Below are 18,975 nucleotides of genomic sequence, written 5' to 3'. Positions count from 1 at the left end.
TTCGTCGATCTCGCGCGCGGCACTGGCGCGTTGTCGCCCGTGCCGCGCTCGGGTGTCTGATCTACTGACGCTGGTCCTTGGGCGGTTTCCCTTGCCGCGCTGGTGGCGGTCGCCGCTGCTGCTGGACGCCGGGGCGCGGCTGTGCGCCTGGCCGCAGCAGGCCGGGCACGAGCCGGCCGCCCGGCACCGCTTGCTGGAAGCCCGGCCGTATCTGTCCCGGCACCGGCGGTGCAAGGCCCTGGCGCGGGTAGCCGGGCTGGCCCTGCAGTTGGCCAGGTTGCCGCACGCCGCCCGGTTGCTGCACGCTGGGCTGCTGCTGCGGGCGTCCCGGCTGCAAGCCGCCCTGACGCGCAGGCTCCTGGCGTCCCGGCTGTTGTCCCGCCGGCTGTTGTCCCGTCGGCCGCTGTCCGGCCGGCGTCTGCGCACCGGGCGTGCGCGGCAGCGCCGCGCCGCCGGGCTGCCCGGGCAAAGCATGACCCGCCGCGCCCTGCTGCTGCGTGCCCGGCTGCTGCAAGCCCTGCCGGCCCGGCGTGCCCGGCCGCTGCGGCTGGCCGGGACGGTTTTGCTGGCCGGGCTGCTGCTGCAACTGACCCGGACGGTTCTGCTGACCCGGCTGGCCCGGTGCGTTGCGGTTCTGGCCCGGCAGGGCGTTCGGCCGCTGCTGGTTCGGCTGCACCGGCTGGCCGCGGTTCGGATAGGGCGCCGCCGGATTGCTGCGGCGGAAGTCCGGATTGGCGCGGCGGAAATCGCGCTGCTCGCTCACCACCTGGCGGCCGAGCGATTGCGCGGTGTGCACCTGGCGGACAAAGCCGCGGTCGCGGGTGATCTGCTGCGGCGAGATCGTCAGCGGCACCGCGGCGAAACGCACTCCGCCGACGCCGGGGCGAATCGCAAAGCCACTCGCCGCGCGCGTCAGCACGCCGAGCGAGGTGCCGCCGCGGTCATGAACCTCGATGCGCCCGACATGGCCGTCCTCGTCGGGATAGAGCTTGATGCCGACATTGTTGCTGGTCGCGGTCGCGCCTTCGGGCACCTCGACGAGGCCGGTGGTGCCGCGGATGCCGAGCGTCGCGGTCGGTGTCGAGATTTTCATGTCGCCGGTCTTGGCGACGGCAGCGGCGACGAACGCCGCGGTTCCCCTGACGACGTCGAACAGCGCGCTGTTCTGCTTGCCGCCGTCTTCATAGACGTAGCTGTCGATCGTGATCCGGGTCGAGGCCCGCAGGTTGAACGTGGTGCCGTCGTTGAAGGTGATGCCGAGCGAGGAGGTCGCCGCGGTCGCGACCTCGTCATTGGCGAAGATGTCGTCGCGGATCTGCAGCGGCGTAGTGGCGTTGTTGCGCTTGACGGTCGCGGTGCCGGTCAATGTCGCGACGTTGCCGATCGGCTCGGGCGCCGCGGCCTGCGCGCTCGCGGCCGGAGCCGGGGTCGCGGGCGCAGGCGTTGCGGCTGGGGCGGGCGTTGCAGCGGGCGCTGGAGGAGGTGCAGGCGCCGGTACAGGTTGCGCCTGCGCAAGCCGCGTCAGGTCCGGCGCCGCGACAGCTCGCGTGTGCCAGCCAACCATGACGCCGACACCCAGCAGAAGCGCGAAAGACAGCCTGCGCCGCATCAGCATGAATTCCCGGGGGAGCATTCGGACGGAGAGGCAATTGAGCCGTGTCAGGCTGAATGCCGAATGAACGGTCTCGCCTTGTTGTCTTGTCAGGTTATTTTGGCAGACCGGAACGATCAAGCACCGCGCCTTCCTTGGGAGGCGGCGGTGCGTGTTCGATCTTGGATGAAATGGTCAGCCGCGCTTGTGCGGGGTAATCGTGAGCGGCTTGCCCGGCTTGGCTGCCGGCGAATAGCTCGCGGGCTGCGGCGCCGGCGGCACGTAGTGGAAAACCGCCTTGCAGCCGTCGCTGAGCTGCGCGCGTTGGCGGATCATGCAGGCTGTGACGCGATCGACGTCGGGAATGTCGGCGCTGCACAGCCGCATCGCATCGCCGGCGCACATCTGCTGCTGCTCGTCAGTGTAGGCGTACGCGGCCGAGGTCAACAAACCCAGCGCGAACGCGGTGGCAGCCAGCAGTTTGCCGTGACGAAGTGCGGTGAAAGCCATCTTGTCCCCCTTGTGTCGAGCGCATCGAAGCGGTGCGTCGGCTGCATGACTAGGGGCGCTTGGTTTCCGCAATTCTTCGTCGCGACGCCAAAATGGTTTCGTCGCGCGCTCCGTTTGTTTCGTTAACCAAGCGAGATCGGACCCGCGGATTGGCCGTCATGGCGAGGCCGTCGCCGTCCCGCTGTCGAGCGCCAGCAGCGCATCACGCTGGTCGGCCGGCATGGCGTGGAGGCGGCGCCGCACGGTCATGCGCAGCACGGCAAATCCGCCGACGAACACCGCCACCTTGCTGACGATGCCGTAGATCGGCATGGCCACGGCCCAGGTCTCGAGACTGCAGGTCAGCGCGACGAAGGCATTCACCGCGGCGGACACGAACATCAGCCCGGCCCAGGCGTAGCCCACGGCCGTGGCAATGTCGGGCGCCACCGTCCGTGCAATCTCGGGCACATAGCGGTTCAGCCAGCCGCGCTTGAGCATCACGATGCCGACGATCGCGTAGATCACGCTCGGCTTGAACAGCACGAAGCGCAGATCGTGGGTGAGCAGCGTCGCGATGCCCGCGACGATGATGAGGGACAGGCTCAGCCATTCCATGGCGTGGACCGGCCTGCGGCGGATCAACTGGCTGCCGATTTGCACAAGGCCGAATGCGATGCCGAGGCCGACCGCCAGCGCTGTGTTGTGGGTCAAGAGATAGACGACGAGAAAGAACAGCGTCGACGCCAGGTCGAGAAACAGCAATTTGGCCGCGTTGAGGAAATGCTTCATCGTTGCTTGAACTCGCTATCTTCAGGAGATGGATCCAGGGTGCAATGCGGGCGCGATCCGGCTGATCAGCGGCAGGATCAGAAATGGTTGCGCATTGAATAGCACATGGGTGAGCCAAGCGGGCGTCAGGGAGTCGTAGCGCAGGCGCAACCCAAACAGGATGGCGCCGAAGGCGGTGATGACCACGCTCCAGACCAGGCTGAACGGAATGATGTGATTGGCCCCGAAGATCAGGCTGCCCACCAGCCAGATCGCGGAATCGTGCCAGCCGATCCGGCGCAGCCAGGCCACCAGCAGCCCGCGATACAGAATTTCCTCGCACAGCGGCGCCGTGACCACGAACAGCACGAGGTAGATCGCGGTCATGTACGGGCTGTGGAAATCGATCCGGCCGCCCGGGCCTGCGCCGCCGGTGACGTGCGACAACCAATGTGTCGCGGCCGGGGCGCCGTAGAGCGCAACCAGGAATCCCACGAGGCTCGCAGTGGTGGCCGGCCAAGTCAGCCGGCGGAACAGAAACACCTCGCGGCGCAAGCAGCGTCGCTGCGACCAGCGCCAGGCCGCCGCGACCGCAATCCAGCTGCTGACCACATAGGCCAGCATCCCGAACGGCTGAAGACTCCGCCATGTCGGGATTTCAACGACGTCCCTGTAAACGATTTTCCAGCTTGCGTAGGCCAGAGCACCGGCGGCGGTCAGAAGCACGGCCAGTGCGACCGGCGCCAGCACCATCGCGAGCACAACGATGCCTTCGCGCCAGCCGACGCTGCCCGCCTTGGCCTGAGGCGCCGTGGATCCGGCGCCGCCGTCCAGTATGGCCATGTTCACCTGCGAACTCCCGAAGCAGTGCTGTCATCGGCACAGTCAGGCAGATCGCGCGGCGTTGCGCCTATCGAATTTCGAAACCGAGGAGCGATTGTCAGTTTGAGGAGGCGATTTCCGCCGCATCGGTGGTTGGCCCGGCCGCGGCCCGACGGCGAAACTCGGTCGGGGTCAATCCGGTGTCGGCCTTGAAGGCGCGGTTGAACGGCGCCAGCGACTGGAAGCCGGCGTCGAGCGCGATCGTCAGCACCGGTACCTCGGCCTGGCCGCGATCGGCCAGCGCAGCTTTCGCTTCGTCGAGACGGTAGCGGTTGAGAAAGGCGTTGAAGTTGCGGTGGCCGAGCCCGTCATTGATCAGCGTGCGCAGCCGGTATTCCGGCATGCCGAGCCTGACCGCCAGCACGCCGATGGTCAGCCCCTCCTGCCGATAGCTTCGCTCGCTCGCCATCAGATGCCTGAGGCGGTGGAGCGCGGCATGGTCCGGGGCCGACAGGCCGGCGTCCGCAAGCGGGCCCGGCGCCCGGGCAGCCTGGCCATTGCCGCCGCCGGCTGCGGCGACAGCCGGTAGGTTTTCGGGCGGATCGAACACCATCATCCAGACCGACAGCACGCCGAACGTGCCGAGGCCCAGCGCGACGGTCAGGCTGATGGCGCGAAACGGAATCGCGGCAAGCCCGGCACCGGCGCTGAGCACGATCTGGACGCTGATCCCGACGATCAGCGCGACCAGCAGCCGCCCGCGCGGCGTCGCGATGGCGTTGCGCCAGCCTTTCGGAATCTGCGCCACCGCCAGCAGGGCGAAGCCGATCGATGCCAGCGCCAAGAGGCGGCCGCAGATCGCCGCAAGGCCAGGCCAATTCGTCGAGCCATTGAAGGTCATGAGGCCGAGGCCGGCGACCAGCACCCACACCGCACCATGCCAGGGCCGCAGCGCAAAACCCTCGTCGAAGATCGCGCGCGCCCAAAGCCAAAGAATGACGGGAGAACCCATCGCCAGCGCGATGAAGGGAGAACTCCAGCCGAACGACCACAGCGGAAAGTATGGCGCGGTGGAAATCGCATAGGCCGCACCGGCCACGCCCAGCGCCGCGCCCAAATGCGCGGCGCGGTGCACCGCCGCGGTGCGTAGCAGCAGCACCGCACACACCACGAGAAAGAGTCCGACCACCGCGCCGCGGAGGCCGAGATCAAGAGCCGTCAACGCCATCGCAAGCCGCCCTCGGTTCGACGCACGTCTTATAGCGTTTCCGGCGATCGGCTTGAAGCTGCAGCCCACACGCCGATGCCCGCCTCCGGGCGGAAGCGGACATCGGGCAATCTTCGAATTCGCGCGCTTAGCTGACCCGCTTCCAGGTCTGGCCGCCGCAGAACATGCCGCCGAAGGCACAGCCCTGCACGCGCATCGCATTGGGGCCCTTCATCGCGATCGTCGAGTCGTAGTTGCGGCCTGAATTGGGATCGTGGATGCGGCCGCTCCACTTGCTGCCCTCGGGCTTCATGTTGATCAGGATCCGTTCGTTGGTCTTTTCCGAGTAGCCGCACAGATTGGCGCCGCAGGTTTCGACGCGGACGTTGCCCTTGTTCTCCTCGGTGGCCCAGACGCCGATCGGTCCGGTCGGCGCGGGTGCCGGCGCTGCGGCGGCGGGAGCGGCCTGCGGCTGCGGCGCGGGCTGTGCGGCGACCGGGGCCGGCGCAGGTGCGACGGGCGCGGCATCAACCGGCGCCGGCGCTGCAGTCGCGACCGTCGCGGCTCGCGCAGGAGGAGGTGCGGGCGGTGCCACGGCGGCAGCGGGTGCGACAGGTTGCGGCCGCGGCGGGGCGGCCTGAACCGGCGCGGGAGCGGGCGGCGCCGGCGGCGGCGCGTCCGAGACGACATCGTCATCGTCGGTCGACTTCGAACCAAGGCCCTTGAGATTGATATTGCCGAGCGTGCCGTTATAGCCGGGCGCCGAGATGCGGATGCAGGACATCGCGTTGCAGTTGCGCGGCGCCTCGATATGGATGCGCTGGCCGTCGACCTGAAAGGTGATGCCCGCACCGCCGGCATGGGCGGTCGTCGTGGCCATCAGCAGCGCGGCGATTGCAACGAGCTTCTTCATCACAGTCTCCCCTCGAGAGTGGCGACGCATCCGCGCCTGGTTGCATCGGATTGCCGAGGAGGCTACGCGCCGTCAGGCGCGGCTTCTGTGATACGGGTCACGCTGGCTCGTTAGGGGTCCCTGAAATGCAAAGCGCCCGGCGAGGGCGGCCGCCGGGCGCTCAAAACTACTTGCCTGGTCGATGATCAGAACACGCCGAGAATGATGGCGCCGACAAAGGCTAACGCGATGTACGCGGCCACAATGCTCAGCTTGCTCAGCAGAGGACTCGCGAAATCCATTGGGAAACTCCCTCGGTTCACAACGCTGCCCGCATTAACTCTAAAGGGTAGCAAGTCGTTCCCGACCTAAAAAGTCAGTCCTGCTGTCCAGCCTCGGCATCCGGCCGCAACGCCCAGTTGCGATGCACCCGAAAACGAATGTCGAATCAAAGTGTTGATGGTTCCCCAAGTATATTTTGGGCCGTCGGCTTCTCTTTCCCCAGAGTGCATCATTGCTAGACACAATCACAAGGAGAATGGAGTAAAGACCTAATCGGCGCGCGATCGCGCGGCCGGGTTCCGCCGCATGGTTAAAGACTCCTGACATCAATGCGTTGAAGAGTCTTTTAATTAAGTTCGAAGAACCTGCGCGGCATGACGCGTGGAGTTCGTTTGTATCTCGTCGGCTCCCTTGTCCTTGTTTCGCTGGCTGGTTGCGGTCGCGGTCTGTTTCAGACTGCCGAGCGCGAGCCGTGGCGGGCCGAGGCCGAAGCCGCATGTTTGAAATCCGGCGCGGTCAAGGAAGGCCCCGACCTCGTCCGCATCGATCCGATCTCCGGTCCCGGCGTCTGCGGCGCCGAGTTCCCGCTCAAGGTGGCAGCACTTGGCGAGAGCAGCTCGGCCTATGGCTTTGCCGACGATAGTCTGCGTCCGCCCGCAGCGATCGGCAACCAGCCGCGCTGGCCGATCAACCGGCAACCGAGCCCGCCGCCGGCGCAGGCGCCCTATCCCGATCAGCCCCAGTCAGGCTATGGCAGCCAGCCGGGCTATGGCGCTCAGCAGAGTTATGGCAATCAGCCGAACTCGGGCTACGGCAACCAGTCGAACGGACCGATCTCGCTGTCGGCGCCCGGCGTTCCGCCGCAGCAGGACGAGATCGACCTGCCGCCCGAGGGCACGCCCGAGCCGCGCGGTGAACGTCCCTACTATCCGGGCCTGCCGGCCAACCCGCAGCGCGAGCGCGCCGCCGCGCCTTACTCACCGGCACCTTACTCCCAGCAGCCGGCTGACGCCGCGCCGCCACGGCTCGGCCCGTCGAGCGGCAACCCGGTGATGGCGGTCGGCCCGGTCGCGGTGAAGCCGGCGGCCACGCTGGCGTGCCCGATCGTCTCGGCGCTCGAGCGCTGGCTCGCCGATTCCGTGCAGCCGGCGGCGCAGCGCTGGTTCGGCGCGCGCGTGGTCGAGATCAAGCAGATCTCGGCCTATTCCTGCCGCGGCATGAACGGCAATCCGCATGCGCATATTTCCGAACACGCCTTCGGCAACGCGCTCGACATCGCCGCCTTCACGCTCGCCGACGGCCGCCGCATCGTGGTGAAGAACGGCTGGAAGGGCCTCCCCGAGGAGCAGGGTTTTCTACGCGACGTCCAGGCCGCGGCCTGCCAGCAGTTCAACACCGTGCTGGCGCCGGGCTCCAACGTCTATCACTACGACCACATCCATGTGGACCTGATGCGCCGGGCCAGCCGGCGCGTGATTTGCCAGCCGGCGGCGGTCTCCGGCGACGAGGTCGCCGCACGCGCCGGGGCGCGCAACCCCTATGCAGCGCGCGAACCTTATGTCACAGGTTCACTTGGCGGCAGAAAGCCGTCCCCGCGGGGCAAGGCGGGCGCTTACGACGAAGACGAATTCCTCGACGAATAGGGCAGGACGCCCGTATTTCTACTGGGTGACACCGTGCAAACGGTGGCCACTTTTGCTGCATATGCTCGCTGAGTCGGGCACGCCCGGCTGGATACTGGGGGACAGTTTTGCAAGACGCGCCGATCATTCTCGTCATCGAAGACGACCGTGACCTCCAGATGATGGTGGAGGACGCGCTGAGGGACGGCGGCTTTGAGCCTGCGATCGCGCCCTCCGGCGAGGAAGCGCTGACGCTGCTGAAGGCGTTCCGGACCAAGTACAGCGCGCTCGTCACCGACATCCGTCTGCTCGGCCGGCTCGACGGCTGGCGCGTCGCACGCGGCGCGCGCGAGATCGATCCGTCGTTCCCGGTGCTCTACATCACCGGCGGCGGCGGTGATGAATGGCCGACCCGCGGCGTGCCGGATAGCGCGCTCTTGAAGAAGCCGTTCTCGCCGGATGAACTGGTCGCGGCGGTGGCCAAGCTGGTCAAGGCTGCGCCGCGGCCGTGACGGCCGGCGCTTATTCGGCCTTTATACCTTCCGCAAGCAATCCTTCTCGAATTCATACGCGCTCGCGCTCATCTTCGCGGCAGGCATCTCGTTCGCAACGGGCTGCACCGCATTTGGAGAGCGAACATGACTACCTATCGCGCATATATCGTCGGGGCGCACAGCCGTTCGATCGGCGTGGTCAATTTGGATTGCGCCGATGACGACCAGGCCGTTACATCGGCGAGCCGCCTGGTCGAGAGCCACGATGTCGAGCTGTGGCAGCTGGATCGGCCCATCGCCAGGTTCGATGCCGCCTCGAAGCAGGTGTTCAGGAAGTAGTGCGACATCGCGCAGCGGAGTGCTGTCGCGCCGCGCGATATCAGGTGATAGATCTAGCATCAGCTTCGTCATCACGGGGATATCAGATCATGGCAGCAGAAAAAGTCGCGCTCGTCACCGCGGGCGGCAGTGGCATGGGCGCGGCGGCGGCGCGGCGGCTCGCCGCTGACGGTTTCAGCGTCGCCATCCTGTCGTCGTCGGGCAAGGGCGAGGCGCTGGCGAATGAGCTCGGCGGCCTCGGCTTCACCGGCTCGAACCGCTCGAACGACGATCTCAAGCGCGCGGTCGACGGCGTGATGGCGCGCTGGGGCCGTATCGACGCGCTGGTCAACAGCGCCGGCCACGGTCCGCGCGCGGCGGTGCTGGAATTGACCGACGAGCAGTGGCGCACCGGGCTCGACGTCTATCTAATGAACGTGATCCGCCCGACGCGTCTCGTCGCGCCGATCATGCAGGCGCAGAAGTCGGGCGCCATCGTCAACATCTCGACCGCCTGGGCGTTCGAGCCAAGCGCGATGTTTCCGACCTCGGCGGTGTTCCGCGCCGGACTCGCGGCCTTCACAAAACTGTTCGCCGACAGCCATGCCGCCGACAATGTGCGCATGAACAACGTGCTGCCGGGCTGGATCGACAGCCTGCCGGCCACCGATGCGCGCCGCGACAGCGTGCCGATGCAGCGCTACGGCAAGATGGAAGAGATCGCGGCGACCATCGCGTTCCTCGTCTCCGACGGTGCGGGCTACATCACCGGCCAGAACATCCGCGTCGACGGCGGATTGATGCGGTCGATCTAGGGCGTGCACTCATAAGTCGTCGCAAGCAAATCGAACACCTGGGGTGTGACAACAATCATGTCCCCTCGAAGCATATTGGAAAGCGTTTCGTGAGTGGTGCAAATGCGAAGGCCGCGGACCAGCTATGCCGGCTGACGGGCGGCGAGTTAATGGACATCAGCATCACGCGGGGTGAGATCGACTACGTCGTCTCGAACCTGACGATCGACCGCAGGTTCACCGGAATGAAAACGGCGGGAACTTTCGGTTTCGCTGCGAGTCATATTTGTGACGCGATGCGGCCTGGCCGCCAAGGAGGGAAGCCAAGGGAGCGGTCATGTCAAAGTCCAACCTTGGAATGGCTGCGGCCGGCGTCGCATTGGTCGTTCTGGGAGCGCTGCCGAGCGCGGCCGAGGCGGGCTTCCGCCTGCGCGTTGGCGGCCCCGTGAGTGTCGCGCGCTTCGCGATGGCCGGCATGCTGTCGGTCGCAGGTCGCCGCCACGCACGCATGGCGGCGCGCCACAGCCGCGTCCGAATGGCTGCTTTAAGACCGCAAGATCTTCGCCCCGCCGCCGAGTCGATCCGCCCAAGTGAGCGCGCGCAGCTCACTGCGGTCGTGGCGCTGGCCGGCTGGCAGGGCGGCCGAGCTGCGCAAGGCTGGTGGCAGCACTCCGACGGGTCATACGGCTGGGTCGGTCCGCTCTTCTGGCCGTTCGCCTATAGCGATCTCTATGACTACGCGCTTCTCAATGATGGCAGCGGCTTCTGGGCCTATGGCTACGGCGATCTCTACGCCGCGATCTTCTCGCCTTACGCAGCGAGCGATCTCTCGGCGTTTGCGGCCGAGCGCCCCGCCGCGAGGCGGCATCGCAAAGCGCCCTCCGTGCAGGAGCTCTGTAGCGGCGACACCGCCGAGACGACCGGCCTTCCCCTCGAGCGGATCGGCCGGGTGGTCGCGGCGAACGAGGCGCAGCGCACAGCCTTCGACGAGCTCGCGAGCGCCTGGATTTCCGCCGGCGATATCATCCGCGCCTCCTGTCCGGCACAGGCCGCTACCACCGCGCTGGAGCGGTTCGCGGCCATGCTGAGCCGCGTCGACGCAATGCTGAGCGCAGTTGCAGCCGTTCAGCTGCCATTTCAAAAATTCTACGATCTCCTAAGCGATGAGCAGAAGGCGCGGTTCAATGCGCCCGAACGCGACCCCCGCACTAACGCTGCGGCCGCGAAGCTGAGGGAGATGCAGGACGCCGCCTGCAAGGCGAGCCGCGAACCGCAGGACGAGCAACAGGCCGAAAAGCAATACCGCCAGCTCGTCGCCCAGCAATGGCCCCTCGACGACATCGCCGCCAGCCTGAAACTGAACGATACCCAACGCGCCGCGCTCGAAGTGGTGCAGGACACTGCGACGGGCACCATGGAAGCCTTAAGTGCATGTCCGCCAAAAGACGCGCTCACGCCGCCGGCCCGCCTGAGAGCCGCAAAGGCGCGGTTGGAAGCGATGCGAGAGGCGATCATGAGCGTGAACGACGCGGTCGACGATTTCCATTGGAACCTGAGCGACGAGCAGAAGACGCAGTTCGAGGGGCTCGGTCCGAAGAAGCGGGGGGTGTGATTTTTCATCCCATATGCGGCGCGATGGATTGCTTCGCTTCGCTCGCAATGACAGGCGAAAGTTGCGTCTACACGCTGCATCTCGCGCAGCAGAACTGCGCGTGTCGCAAATATCGTGACCAGAGATTGCACTTGTCGTGATGACAAACTGAATGCGCAGGACTAGCCTTCTTCCAAAATCAAAACACTCGGGAGGAATGGCATGCCAGACGCAGCGGTTGCAGCACGCGCTTCGGACTCCACGCAGAGCGGAACCACACAGCAGATCGACGCTGTCGTGGTCGGCGCCGGCTTCGCCGGCCTTTATCTGTTGCATCGGCTGCGCAAGGCCGGTCTGTCGGCGGTGGCGCTGGAAGAGGGCGGCGACGTCGGCGGCACCTGGTACTGGAACCGGTATCCCGGCGCGCGCTGCGACATCCAGACCATCGATTACAGCTACACGTTCGATCCCGAGCTCGACAAAGCCTGGACCTGGTCGGAGAAATACGCGACCCAGCCGGAAATCCTGCGCTATCTCGGCTTCGTCGCCGACCGCTATGATCTGCGCCGCGACATCCGCTTCGGCACCAAGGTCACGCAGGCGACCTGGGACGATGCGAGCGAACGCTGGCAGCTCGCGACCAACAACGGCCCGATCGCGTGCCGCTATTACATCATGGCGACCGGCTGCTTGTCGTCGCCGAAGCCGCCGGAGATCGACGGCGTCAAGGACTTCAAGGGCGAGATCTACTTCACCGGCCGCTGGCCGCATCAAGGCGTCGATCTCAAGGGCAAGCGCGTCGCGGTGATCGGCACCGGCTCGTCCGGCATCCAGTCGATCCCGCTGATCGCCGAGCAGGCGGCGCAGCTCACCGTGTTCCAGCGCACGCCGAACTTTGCATTGCCTGCGGGCAACGGCCCGCCGCCGGAGGATCGCAAGACCTATTTCGAGACCGATCGCGCCGCCTATCGCGATCAGGCGCGCTGGTCGATGACCGGCGTGCCGTATCCGCAGCAGACGGCGGTGAGCTGGCAGCTCAGCGACGCCGAGCGCCGCGAACGTTTCGAGAAGGCATGGGCGGCGGGCGACCTCGTCCACATTCTCACCCAGCTGTGGGCCGACCAGGGCGTCGACGTCGACGGCAACCGGCTGGTCGCCGATCTGATCCGCGAAAAAGTCCGCGCGGTCGTCAAGGATCCCGAGACCGCGGAGGCACTCACGCCCTATGACCATCCGTTCGGCGCCAAGCGGCCCTGCCTCGATACCAATTACTACGCGACCTACAACCGGCCCAACGTCACGCTGGTGAATCTGCGGCAGGAGCCGATCAAGCAAATCACCGCCAGCGGCATTTCGACCAACGGCCGCAGCTTCGACGTCGACGTCATCGTGTTCGCCACCGGCTTCGACGCCATGACCGGCGCCATCATGGCGGTGCATCCGATCTCCGGCCGCGGCGGCAAGTCGCTGTCGGATGTCTGGGCGCAGGGACCGCAGACCTATCTCGGCGTCACCGTCGCGGGCTTCCCCAATCTGTTCATGATCACCGGTCCCGGCAGTCCGTCGGTGCTGTCGAACATGGCGGTGTCGATCGAGCAGCATGTCGACTGGGTGGTCGAGCGCATCGCGGCGCTGCGCGACGCCGGCTTCACCACGATGGAGGCGACCGACACGGCGCAGGCCGGCTGGCAGCGCCACGTCGCGGACTGTTCGATGCTGACGCTGCACCGGCTCGCCAACACCTGGTACACGGGCGCCAACGTGCCCGGCAAGCCGCAGGTCGTGATGCCCTATACCGGCGGCGTCGGTCCGTACCGCAGCATCTGCAACGAGGTCGTCAGCCGCGGCATGCTCGGCTTCAAGCTCACCGGCCCCGGTGTCGCCGAGCAATGCAATGACGGCGAGATCGTGCGGCTGCAACCCGACGTGCGGCTGGTGCTGAACATGCTCGGCGAGATGAACCTGCCGCCGCTCGAGACCATGGGCGCGCAGGGCGCGCGCGACTTCCTCACCGAGTTCAACAAGGGCCGTCCCGCCGGGCGTCCGGTCGGCGAGGTCGGCAGCGGCATGCTGCAGGGCGCCGATGGTCCGCTGCCCTACAAGCTCTACCGGCCGGCGACGCCGGGGCCGCATCCGGTCGTGGTGTATTTCCACGGCGGCGGCTGGGTGCTCGGCGACGAAATGTCTGACGATCCGTTCTGCCGCGATCTGTGCCGGCGCACCGGCATGATCGTCGTCAGTGTCGGTTATCGCCACGCGCCCGAGCATCGCTTCCCGGCTGCGGCCGAGGACGGCTACGCCGCGGCGCGCTGGATTGCCGCCCACACCGCCGAGCTCGGCGGCAGGTCCGGGCCGCTGCTGATCGCAGGCTGGAGCGCCGGCGGCAACATCGCCGCCGTCACCTGCCAGCTCGCGCGCGAGCGCGGCGGGCCCGAGATCGCGGGCCAGCTCCTGATCTGCCCGGTGACCGACTCGACCTTCGACCGGCCGTCCTATGTCGACAACGCGGTGGGCTACTTCCTCACGCGTGGGCTGATGTACTGGTTCTGGGACCTGTACTGTTCGCCGGCCGACCGCACCGATCCGCGCGTCGCGCCGCTGCGCGGCAAGCTCGAAGGGCTGCCGCCGGCGTTCATCGCCACCGCCGAGTTCGATCCGCTGCGTGACGAGGGCAATGCCTATGCCGAGGCGCTGGCCAAGGCCGGCGTCGAGGTCGAGCAGCTCAAGGGCCACGGCCACTTCCACTCGTCCTTCGTGATGGTCGACGTCATCATCACCGCCGTCAGCGCCCGCGCGAAAATGGCACGTGCGCTGCGGCGGTTTGCGGGACTGCCGGAGGAACTTGAGCAGGACAACGTGGCAGCGCCGAAGATCAACGCTGCGGCAAACTAGCCGAGCTCGAACGTCGTCACTCCGAACACGCGATCGATCCGCAAGCGCGGGATCGCGCCGGTGTACATCCGCGCGGTTTCGAACACCGGGGCAAGTCCGAGGTCCTGCGCCAGCGCCACCGCGTCGCGATTGACCGCGGGCACGTCGAGGAAGATCTCGCCGCCGCCCGTGCTTGCCAGCAGCGCTGACAGCACGACTTCCGCAGCGGCGCGATCGTCGGCGACCAGCGGACCGATCTTGCGGCCGCTCCGGCACGGACGGATCACGCCCCAGCCGGCCAGCCGGCCGTCGCGCAGCAGCGCGCGCCCGACATGTCCTGACGTGGTGATCCAGGCGTGCAGGAACGCCGGCCGCGGTGCCGGAAACACCGTGGCGTCATCGGCCGCAACGATCGCTTCCGGCGCATCGGTGAGTGCGATGATGCCGGCCTTCGGCGCAGGAGGTGCCGCGATGGTGCCGCCATAGCGAATGTTGGCGTAGGCGAGCTCGAAGCCGGACTTCCGGTAATTCGCCTGCTGCGCCACCACGCCGTCGAGCCCGATCACGCGCGGCCGCGCATGCGCGATCGCGGCGTTCCATATCTGTAAGCCATGGCCGCGGCCGCGCAGATCCGGACGCACGATGTAGAAGCCGAGAAAGGAGAAATGCGCGCCGTAATTCACGCAGGAGATCACCGCGGCCGGCTGCCCGCCGAGCTCGCCGATAAAAAATCCCGCGGGATCCTCGGCGGCAAAGCAGCCGGCGTCGGCGAGACCCGGATTCCAGCCCTCGGCCGCGGCCCAGTCCACCGCAAGCGCGATCTCGTCCGGCAGCATCTGTCTGATGGTGAGGTCGTTCATGGCGAATGATACCTCGCATTGACGTTCGCTGCAGAGTAGCGCGCCATCTGGCCGCAGTAACCACTGCGTCCCCACCCACTGCTGTCATCGCCCGGCCTGTGCGCGATTGCGCACGTGGACCGGGCGATCCAGTACGCCGCGGCCTCTCGTCTCAAGCACCGCTGCCTCTGGAATACTGGATCGCCCGGTCGAGCCGGGCGATGACAGCGAGTGCGTAGAGACTTCGCGGGTGATGACGATGTACGTGTTCTTGCAGCCGGGTCTCTACGTCGATGTCCGGATGCATCATCCCTTTGGCCGGTACGCCGCAAAGAACACGCGGGTGGCGCTGTCGACGACGGTTGCGATCCGTTCAGGTGTGGGCGAAGGCGCGGCCTGGAAGATGAACGCCTGGAACAGTGTCGCCTGGCACATCTGCATGAACTGCCAGGCCGCGAGCTGATAGTCGTCGATCACGAGCTCGCCGAGCGCGGCGCGCGCCTCGAGATAGGCGGCGAAGCGGTCGACGGTGTGCGCGATCACATGGGTGTAGAACCGGCTGCCGAGCTCGGGCATCCGCTCGGCGATCGCCATCACGGTGCGGATCGCCGAACCGCCGCCGGGCCGGCACAGCACCGCGACATAGGCGCGGCCGAACTCGGGGAGGGTGGTGTCGACGTCGCGGGTGGGGTCGAAATTGAACGCGACCTTGCTGTTGGCAAGCTTCTCTTCCTCGACGATGGCCGCGAACAGCCCGGCCTTGTCGGGGAAGTAGACATAGAGGGTGCCCTTGGAGACCCCGGCAGCGCGCGCGATCTCGCCCATGCTGGCGCCGTCAAAACCGAGCTCCAGGAAGACCTTGCGGGCACCGTCCAGGATCTGGCGGCGCTTCGACGGCTCCTCGTCGCTGACGAGGTGGAGGGGGTTGGGCGGGGCTGCAACCATTGATTTAGCTTCTCGGTAAGAACTCAATCCCAAAACGGGCCGAGGTAAGAATCGAAGCGTTATAATCCGCGCGACGGGAATATAGATTGACCGAACCGTTCGGTCAATGGTATCATTGGGGACAAAGATGCGCTGGATGGCCCTTTTTCCGCCACCGCACGCATCGAGATTTTTCTTTGGGGAGCCTCGGCCATGGCCGCAGCACGAGACCAGGCTGCACGCATCGTTCGTTCCGGGCCTGAGATGGCCGAGGGCGAGGTCGCGCGCGACGCTTCCACTGCCGACGAGGCCAAGCGCCCCGCCGAGGCGCCGCCGGCGTCTGCGCCGGAGCAGCCGGCCGCCGCGCCCGCTAAAACTGCGGCGCCAAAGTCCGGCAAGCGCAAATTCGTGATGCTCGGCGTGGTCGGCCTGCTCGCGCTCGCCGCCGCAAGCTACGCCACTTATTACCTGCTGGTCGGGCGCTTCTACGTCTCGACCGACGACGCCTATGTCCGCGCCAACAACTCGATGCTCGGCGCCCGCGTCGCCGGCCACATCGCCGCGATCCTGCCCGGCGACAATGCAGTCGTGCGCGCCGGCGACGTGATCTTCCGGATCGACGATGGCGACTATCGCATCGCGGTCGACGCCGCGCGCACAAGGATCGCGACCCAGGAGGCGACGATCGAGCGCATCGGCCGCCAGGTTCTGGCCGCGGAAAGTTCGGTCGAGCAGGCGCAGGCGCAACTCACGTCAGCCGAAGCCGGGCTGAAGCGCGCCGATCTCGATTTTGATCGCCAGCAGGCGCTCAACACCAAGGGTTTTGCCTCGCGCGCGACGTACGAAGTCTCGGAAGCCGGCCGCGACCAGGGCGCCGCGGCGGTGCGTTCGGCGAAGGCGGCTTACGACGCAGCCAAGAGCAATGTCGAGGTGACCAAGGCGCAGCAGGCGGAAGCGCGCGCCCAGCTTGCCGAATTGCGGACCCAGCTCGCCCGGGCCGAGCGCGATCTCGAATTCACCAAGGTTCGCGCGCCGGTCGACGGCACCTTCTCCAACCGCATGGTCAACACCGGCGATTACATCAATGTCGGCCAGCGGCTCGGCAATGTGGTGCCGCTTGAGGGCGTCTATATCGATGCGAATTACAAAGAGACCCAGCTCAAGCGCATCCGCCCCGGCCAGCACGTGACCATCAAGGTCGACGCCTACGGCTTCCGCAAGTTCAGCGGCATCGTCGACAGCATCTCGCCGGCCGCGGGCTCGGTGTTCACGCTGCTGCCGCCGGACAACGCCACCGGCAACTTCACCAAGATCGTGCAGCGCCTGCCGGTCCGCATCCGGGTGCCCGCGAGCGTCGCCAAGCAGGGCCTGCTGCGCGCCGGCATGTCGGTCTACACCACCGTCGACACCCGCGAGGGCGCCGCCGACGCCGACAGCGAGACCGATCTCGACGCGCCGATGGCTATCCATCCGCAGTGATGCATTGAAGGCGCGCAACGCCATGACGTTGGATCAGAGAGTTGCGGCATCGACAGTCCACCTCCGCCTGTGGGAGAGGTCGGATTGCATCGTCAGATGCAATCCGGGTGAGGGGTTACGTCTCTCGTGGGATCTGCGGCCGCTCACCCGGCGCTGCGCGCCGACCTCTCCCCAATGGGGAGAGGTGTTGGGAAGCAGCGAGCTGTAGCCCATGGCTGATACCACCACCGCATCTCCATCGATGACGAGCGCCGCGCCGCCCGCCTCCGAGACCATTCGGCCGGAGCGGCTGATCGCGTTCATCATCATGGTGTTCGGGATGTTCATGTCGATCCTGGACATCCAGATCGTCTCGGCGTCGCTCAACGAAATCCAGGCCGGCCTGTCGGCGAGCTCGACCGAGGTCTCGTGGGTGCAGACCGCCTACCTGATCGCCGAGGTGATCGCGATCCCGCTGTCCGGCTTCCTGTCGCGCGCGCTCGGCACGCGGCTGTTGTTTGCGATCTCGGCGTTCGGCTTCACCGCCTCCAGCATGTTGTGCGGCTTCGCCTCCTCGATCGAGCAGATGATCCTGTGGCGCGCGTTGCAGGGTTTTCTCGGCGCCGGCATGATCCCGACGGTGTTCGCTTCGGCCTATCTGATCTTCCCGCGCAACAAGTTCCACATCGTGGCGCCGATCATCGGCCTGGTCGCGACGCTGGCGCCGACCGTCGGTCCGACCGTGGGCGGCTACATCACCGACCTGATGTCGTGGCACTGGCTGTTCTTCATCAACGTGGTGCCCGGCATCGGCATCACCATCGGCGCATTGCTGCTGATCGATTTCGACGAGCCAAATCTCGCACTGCTGGAGCGCTTCGACTGGTGGGGCCTGATCTTCATGGGCGGCTTCCTCGGCGCGCTGGAATACGTGCTCGAGGAAGGCCCGCAATACGAATGGCTGCAGGACACCTCGGTGGCGACCTGTGCCGCGATCGGCTTCGTCTCGGCGATCGCCTTCTTCTGGCGGGTGCTGACCGCGGAGGAGCCAATCGTCGACCTCTACGCCTTCACCAACCGCAATTTTGCGGTCGGCAGCTTCCTGCAGTTCTGCATCGGCATCGGGCTCTACGGGCTGACCTATGTCTACCCGCGCTATCTCGCCGAGGTCCGCGGCTACAGCGCGCTGATGATCGGCGAGACCATGTTCGTGTCGGGCGCGGCGATGTTCCTGATGGCGCCGGTGGTCGGACGGCTGATGCTGAAGGTCGATCTGCGCTACATCATTGCCTTCGGCCTCGTCACCTTCGCGCTCGGCTCCTGGCAGATGACCTGGATCACCCGCGAGTACGATTTCTACGAGCTGCTGGTGCCGCAGATCCTGCGCGGCATCGGCATGATGTGCGCGATGGTGCCGACCAACAACATCGCGCTCGCCACGCTGCCGCATGACCGGGTCAAGAACGCCTCCGGGCTGTACAATCTGATGCGCAATCTCGGCGGCGCGGTCGGGCTTGCGATCATCAACCAGGTGCTCAACGAACGCACCGACCTGCACATCTCGCGGCTGCACGACCGCGTCACCTGGGGCAACACCACCGCGGTCGAGACGCTCAACATGCTCGCCCAGCGCATGCAGGGCCTGGGTGATTCCGCGATGATGGCGATGAAGCAGCTGTCGCAGATCGTGCACCGCCAGGCCGCGGTGATGGGCTATGGCGACGCCTTCCTGATGCTGGCGCTGTTCTATGCCGCCCTCAGCCTGCTGGTGCTGCTGGTCAACAAGCCGACCTCGCTCGCCGAAAGCGGCGGCGACGCGCATTGAGTCTTTACGGCCACACCGGCGCGGTTTGACGCGCTCACGCGCTTGTCATCTTGCAAATCAGGCGTGATGCATTTATAAGTTTCATATTGTCACTCGAGCCGGGGAGATGCGCATGATTTCGTCGTTTATGCAGATCGCACGCCCGCGTTCGATGATGCTGGACGCGCTCGCGCATTAGCTCCCAG

At 66.4% G+C, this 18,975-nt stretch carries 16 protein-coding genes; 8 read left to right on the top strand and 8 right to left on the bottom strand.

Going from position 1 to position 18,975, the window contains the following annotated elements; translation table 11 throughout:
* Nucleotides 1-61: 61 nt before the first annotated feature.
* The 6 genes from CI41S_RS35285 to CI41S_RS35260 all read right to left on the bottom strand — a co-directional run bounded on the left by CI41S_RS35285 (nucleotide 62) and on the right by CI41S_RS35260 (nucleotide 5,793).
* Nucleotides 62-1,609, bottom strand: a complete 1,548-nt coding sequence (locus CI41S_RS35285; RefSeq protein ID WP_347339281.1) for a FecR family protein — start codon at nucleotides 1,607-1,609, stop codon at nucleotides 62-64.
* A gap of 177 nt (nucleotides 1,610-1,786) precedes the next feature.
* Entirely contained in the window at nucleotides 1,787-2,101 is a 315-nt protein-coding gene (locus CI41S_RS35280) for a hypothetical protein (protein ID WP_229179885.1), read from the bottom strand.
* Between the two features lie 156 nt (nucleotides 2,102-2,257).
* The gene (locus CI41S_RS35275) at nucleotides 2,258-2,872 is read right to left on the bottom strand and encodes an inner membrane-spanning protein YciB (RefSeq protein WP_139863625.1); all 615 of its coding nucleotides are present in this window, start codon (nucleotides 2,870-2,872) and stop codon (nucleotides 2,258-2,260) included.
* A gap of 21 nt (nucleotides 2,873-2,893) precedes the next feature.
* Nucleotides 2,894-3,694: a CPBP family intramembrane glutamic endopeptidase gene (locus tag CI41S_RS35270; RefSeq protein ID WP_139863624.1), complete on the bottom strand. Its 801-nt coding sequence runs from the start codon at nucleotides 3,692-3,694 to the stop codon at nucleotides 2,894-2,896.
* Nucleotides 3,695-3,791: 97 nt separating this feature from the next.
* The gene (locus CI41S_RS35265) at nucleotides 3,792-4,901 is read right to left on the bottom strand and encodes an AraC family transcriptional regulator (RefSeq protein WP_139863623.1); all 1,110 of its coding nucleotides are present in this window, start codon (nucleotides 4,899-4,901) and stop codon (nucleotides 3,792-3,794) included.
* Nucleotides 4,902-5,028: 127 nt separating this feature from the next.
* The gene (locus tag CI41S_RS35260) at nucleotides 5,029-5,793 is read right to left on the bottom strand and encodes a DUF2147 domain-containing protein (RefSeq protein ID WP_139863622.1); all 765 of its coding nucleotides are present in this window, start codon (nucleotides 5,791-5,793) and stop codon (nucleotides 5,029-5,031) included.
* Between the two features lie 635 nt (nucleotides 5,794-6,428).
* Here CI41S_RS35260 and CI41S_RS35255 point away from each other — a divergent pair.
* The 6 genes from CI41S_RS35255 to CI41S_RS35230 all read left to right on the top strand — a co-directional run bounded on the left by CI41S_RS35255 (nucleotide 6,429) and on the right by CI41S_RS35230 (nucleotide 13,765).
* Nucleotides 6,429-7,697, top strand: a complete 1,269-nt coding sequence (locus CI41S_RS35255) for an extensin-like domain-containing protein (protein WP_139863621.1) — start codon at nucleotides 6,429-6,431, stop codon at nucleotides 7,695-7,697.
* A gap of 107 nt (nucleotides 7,698-7,804) precedes the next feature.
* Nucleotides 7,805-8,188, top strand: coding sequence for a response regulator (locus CI41S_RS35250; RefSeq protein WP_139480050.1), 384 nt, complete (start codon nucleotides 7,805-7,807; stop codon nucleotides 8,186-8,188).
* Between the two features lie 126 nt (nucleotides 8,189-8,314).
* Nucleotides 8,315-8,509: a hypothetical protein gene (locus CI41S_RS35245; RefSeq protein WP_139480051.1), complete on the top strand. Its 195-nt coding sequence runs from the start codon at nucleotides 8,315-8,317 to the stop codon at nucleotides 8,507-8,509.
* 89 nt (nucleotides 8,510-8,598) lie between these two features.
* Nucleotides 8,599-9,303, top strand: a complete 705-nt coding sequence (locus CI41S_RS35240; RefSeq protein WP_139863620.1) for an SDR family oxidoreductase — start codon at nucleotides 8,599-8,601, stop codon at nucleotides 9,301-9,303.
* A 337-nt stretch (nucleotides 9,304-9,640) separates the two neighbouring features.
* Nucleotides 9,641-10,894: a Spy/CpxP family protein refolding chaperone gene (locus CI41S_RS35235; protein WP_139863619.1), complete on the top strand. Its 1,254-nt coding sequence runs from the start codon at nucleotides 9,641-9,643 to the stop codon at nucleotides 10,892-10,894.
* Nucleotides 10,895-11,095: 201 nt separating this feature from the next.
* Entirely contained in the window at nucleotides 11,096-13,765 is a 2,670-nt protein-coding gene (locus CI41S_RS35230) for a flavin-containing monooxygenase (protein WP_139863618.1), read from the top strand.
* Here the strand turns inward: CI41S_RS35230 and CI41S_RS35225 are convergent.
* The gene (locus CI41S_RS35225; protein WP_139863617.1) at nucleotides 13,762-14,604 is read right to left on the bottom strand and encodes a GNAT family N-acetyltransferase; all 843 of its coding nucleotides are present in this window, start codon (nucleotides 14,602-14,604) and stop codon (nucleotides 13,762-13,764) included. The genes CI41S_RS35230 and CI41S_RS35225 overlap by 4 nt on opposite strands.
* A 285-nt stretch (nucleotides 14,605-14,889) precedes the next feature.
* Nucleotides 14,890-15,528 (bottom strand): TetR/AcrR family transcriptional regulator, encoded by a 639-nt coding sequence (locus tag CI41S_RS35220; protein WP_139863616.1) that lies wholly within the window; start codon nucleotides 15,526-15,528, stop codon nucleotides 14,890-14,892.
* Between the two features lie 243 nt (nucleotides 15,529-15,771).
* Between CI41S_RS35220 and CI41S_RS35215 the strand changes: the two genes are divergently transcribed.
* Together CI41S_RS35215 and CI41S_RS35210 are read left to right on the top strand one after the other, a co-directional pair.
* Nucleotides 15,772-16,986, top strand: a complete 1,215-nt coding sequence (locus CI41S_RS35215; RefSeq protein WP_430650063.1) for an HlyD family secretion protein — start codon at nucleotides 15,772-15,774, stop codon at nucleotides 16,984-16,986.
* Between the two features lie 211 nt (nucleotides 16,987-17,197).
* Nucleotides 17,198-18,790, top strand: coding sequence for a DHA2 family efflux MFS transporter permease subunit (locus tag CI41S_RS35210; RefSeq protein ID WP_139863614.1), 1,593 nt, complete (start codon nucleotides 17,198-17,200; stop codon nucleotides 18,788-18,790).
* The last annotated feature ends 185 nt before the right edge of the window (nucleotides 18,791-18,975 follow it).

The organism is Bradyrhizobium ivorense (genome assembly GCF_900696085.1).
Classification (GTDB): Bacteria; Pseudomonadota; Alphaproteobacteria; order Rhizobiales; family Xanthobacteraceae; genus Bradyrhizobium; species Bradyrhizobium ivorense.
This window is presented reverse-complemented; position numbering and strand designations above follow the sequence as displayed.

Coding starts and splice junctions, on each gene's coding strand:
- CI41S_RS35225 (WP_139863617.1), bottom strand. CDS start 14,604: ATGAACGACCTCACCATCAGACAGATGCTGCCGGACGAGATCGCGCTT.
- CI41S_RS35275 (WP_139863625.1), bottom strand. CDS start 2,872: ATGAAGCATTTCCTCAACGCGGCCAAATTGCTGTTTCTCGACCTGGCG.
- CI41S_RS35235 (WP_139863619.1), top strand. CDS start 9,641: ATGGCTGCGGCCGGCGTCGCATTGGTCGTTCTGGGAGCGCTGCCGAGC.
- CI41S_RS35265 (WP_139863623.1), bottom strand. CDS start 4,901: ATGGCGTTGACGGCTCTTGATCTCGGCCTCCGCGGCGCGGTGGTCGGA.
- CI41S_RS35280 (WP_229179885.1), bottom strand. CDS start 2,101: ATGGCTTTCACCGCACTTCGTCACGGCAAACTGCTGGCTGCCACCGCG.
- CI41S_RS35210 (WP_139863614.1), top strand. CDS start 17,198: ATGGCTGATACCACCACCGCATCTCCATCGATGACGAGCGCCGCGCCG.
- CI41S_RS35285 (WP_347339281.1), bottom strand. CDS start 1,609: ATGCGGCGCAGGCTGTCTTTCGCGCTTCTGCTGGGTGTCGGCGTCATG.
- CI41S_RS35240 (WP_139863620.1), top strand. CDS start 8,599: ATGGCAGCAGAAAAAGTCGCGCTCGTCACCGCGGGCGGCAGTGGCATG.
- CI41S_RS35215 (WP_430650063.1), top strand. CDS start 15,772: ATGGCCGAGGGCGAGGTCGCGCGCGACGCTTCCACTGCCGACGAGGCC.
- CI41S_RS35260 (WP_139863622.1), bottom strand. CDS start 5,793: ATGAAGAAGCTCGTTGCAATCGCCGCGCTGCTGATGGCCACGACGACC.
- CI41S_RS35220 (WP_139863616.1), bottom strand. CDS start 15,528: ATGGTTGCAGCCCCGCCCAACCCCCTCCACCTCGTCAGCGACGAGGAG.
- CI41S_RS35255 (WP_139863621.1), top strand. CDS start 6,429: ATGACGCGTGGAGTTCGTTTGTATCTCGTCGGCTCCCTTGTCCTTGTT.
- CI41S_RS35245 (WP_139480051.1), top strand. CDS start 8,315: ATGACTACCTATCGCGCATATATCGTCGGGGCGCACAGCCGTTCGATC.
- CI41S_RS35230 (WP_139863618.1), top strand. CDS start 11,096: ATGCCAGACGCAGCGGTTGCAGCACGCGCTTCGGACTCCACGCAGAGC.
- CI41S_RS35270 (WP_139863624.1), bottom strand. CDS start 3,694: ATGGCCATACTGGACGGCGGCGCCGGATCCACGGCGCCTCAGGCCAAG.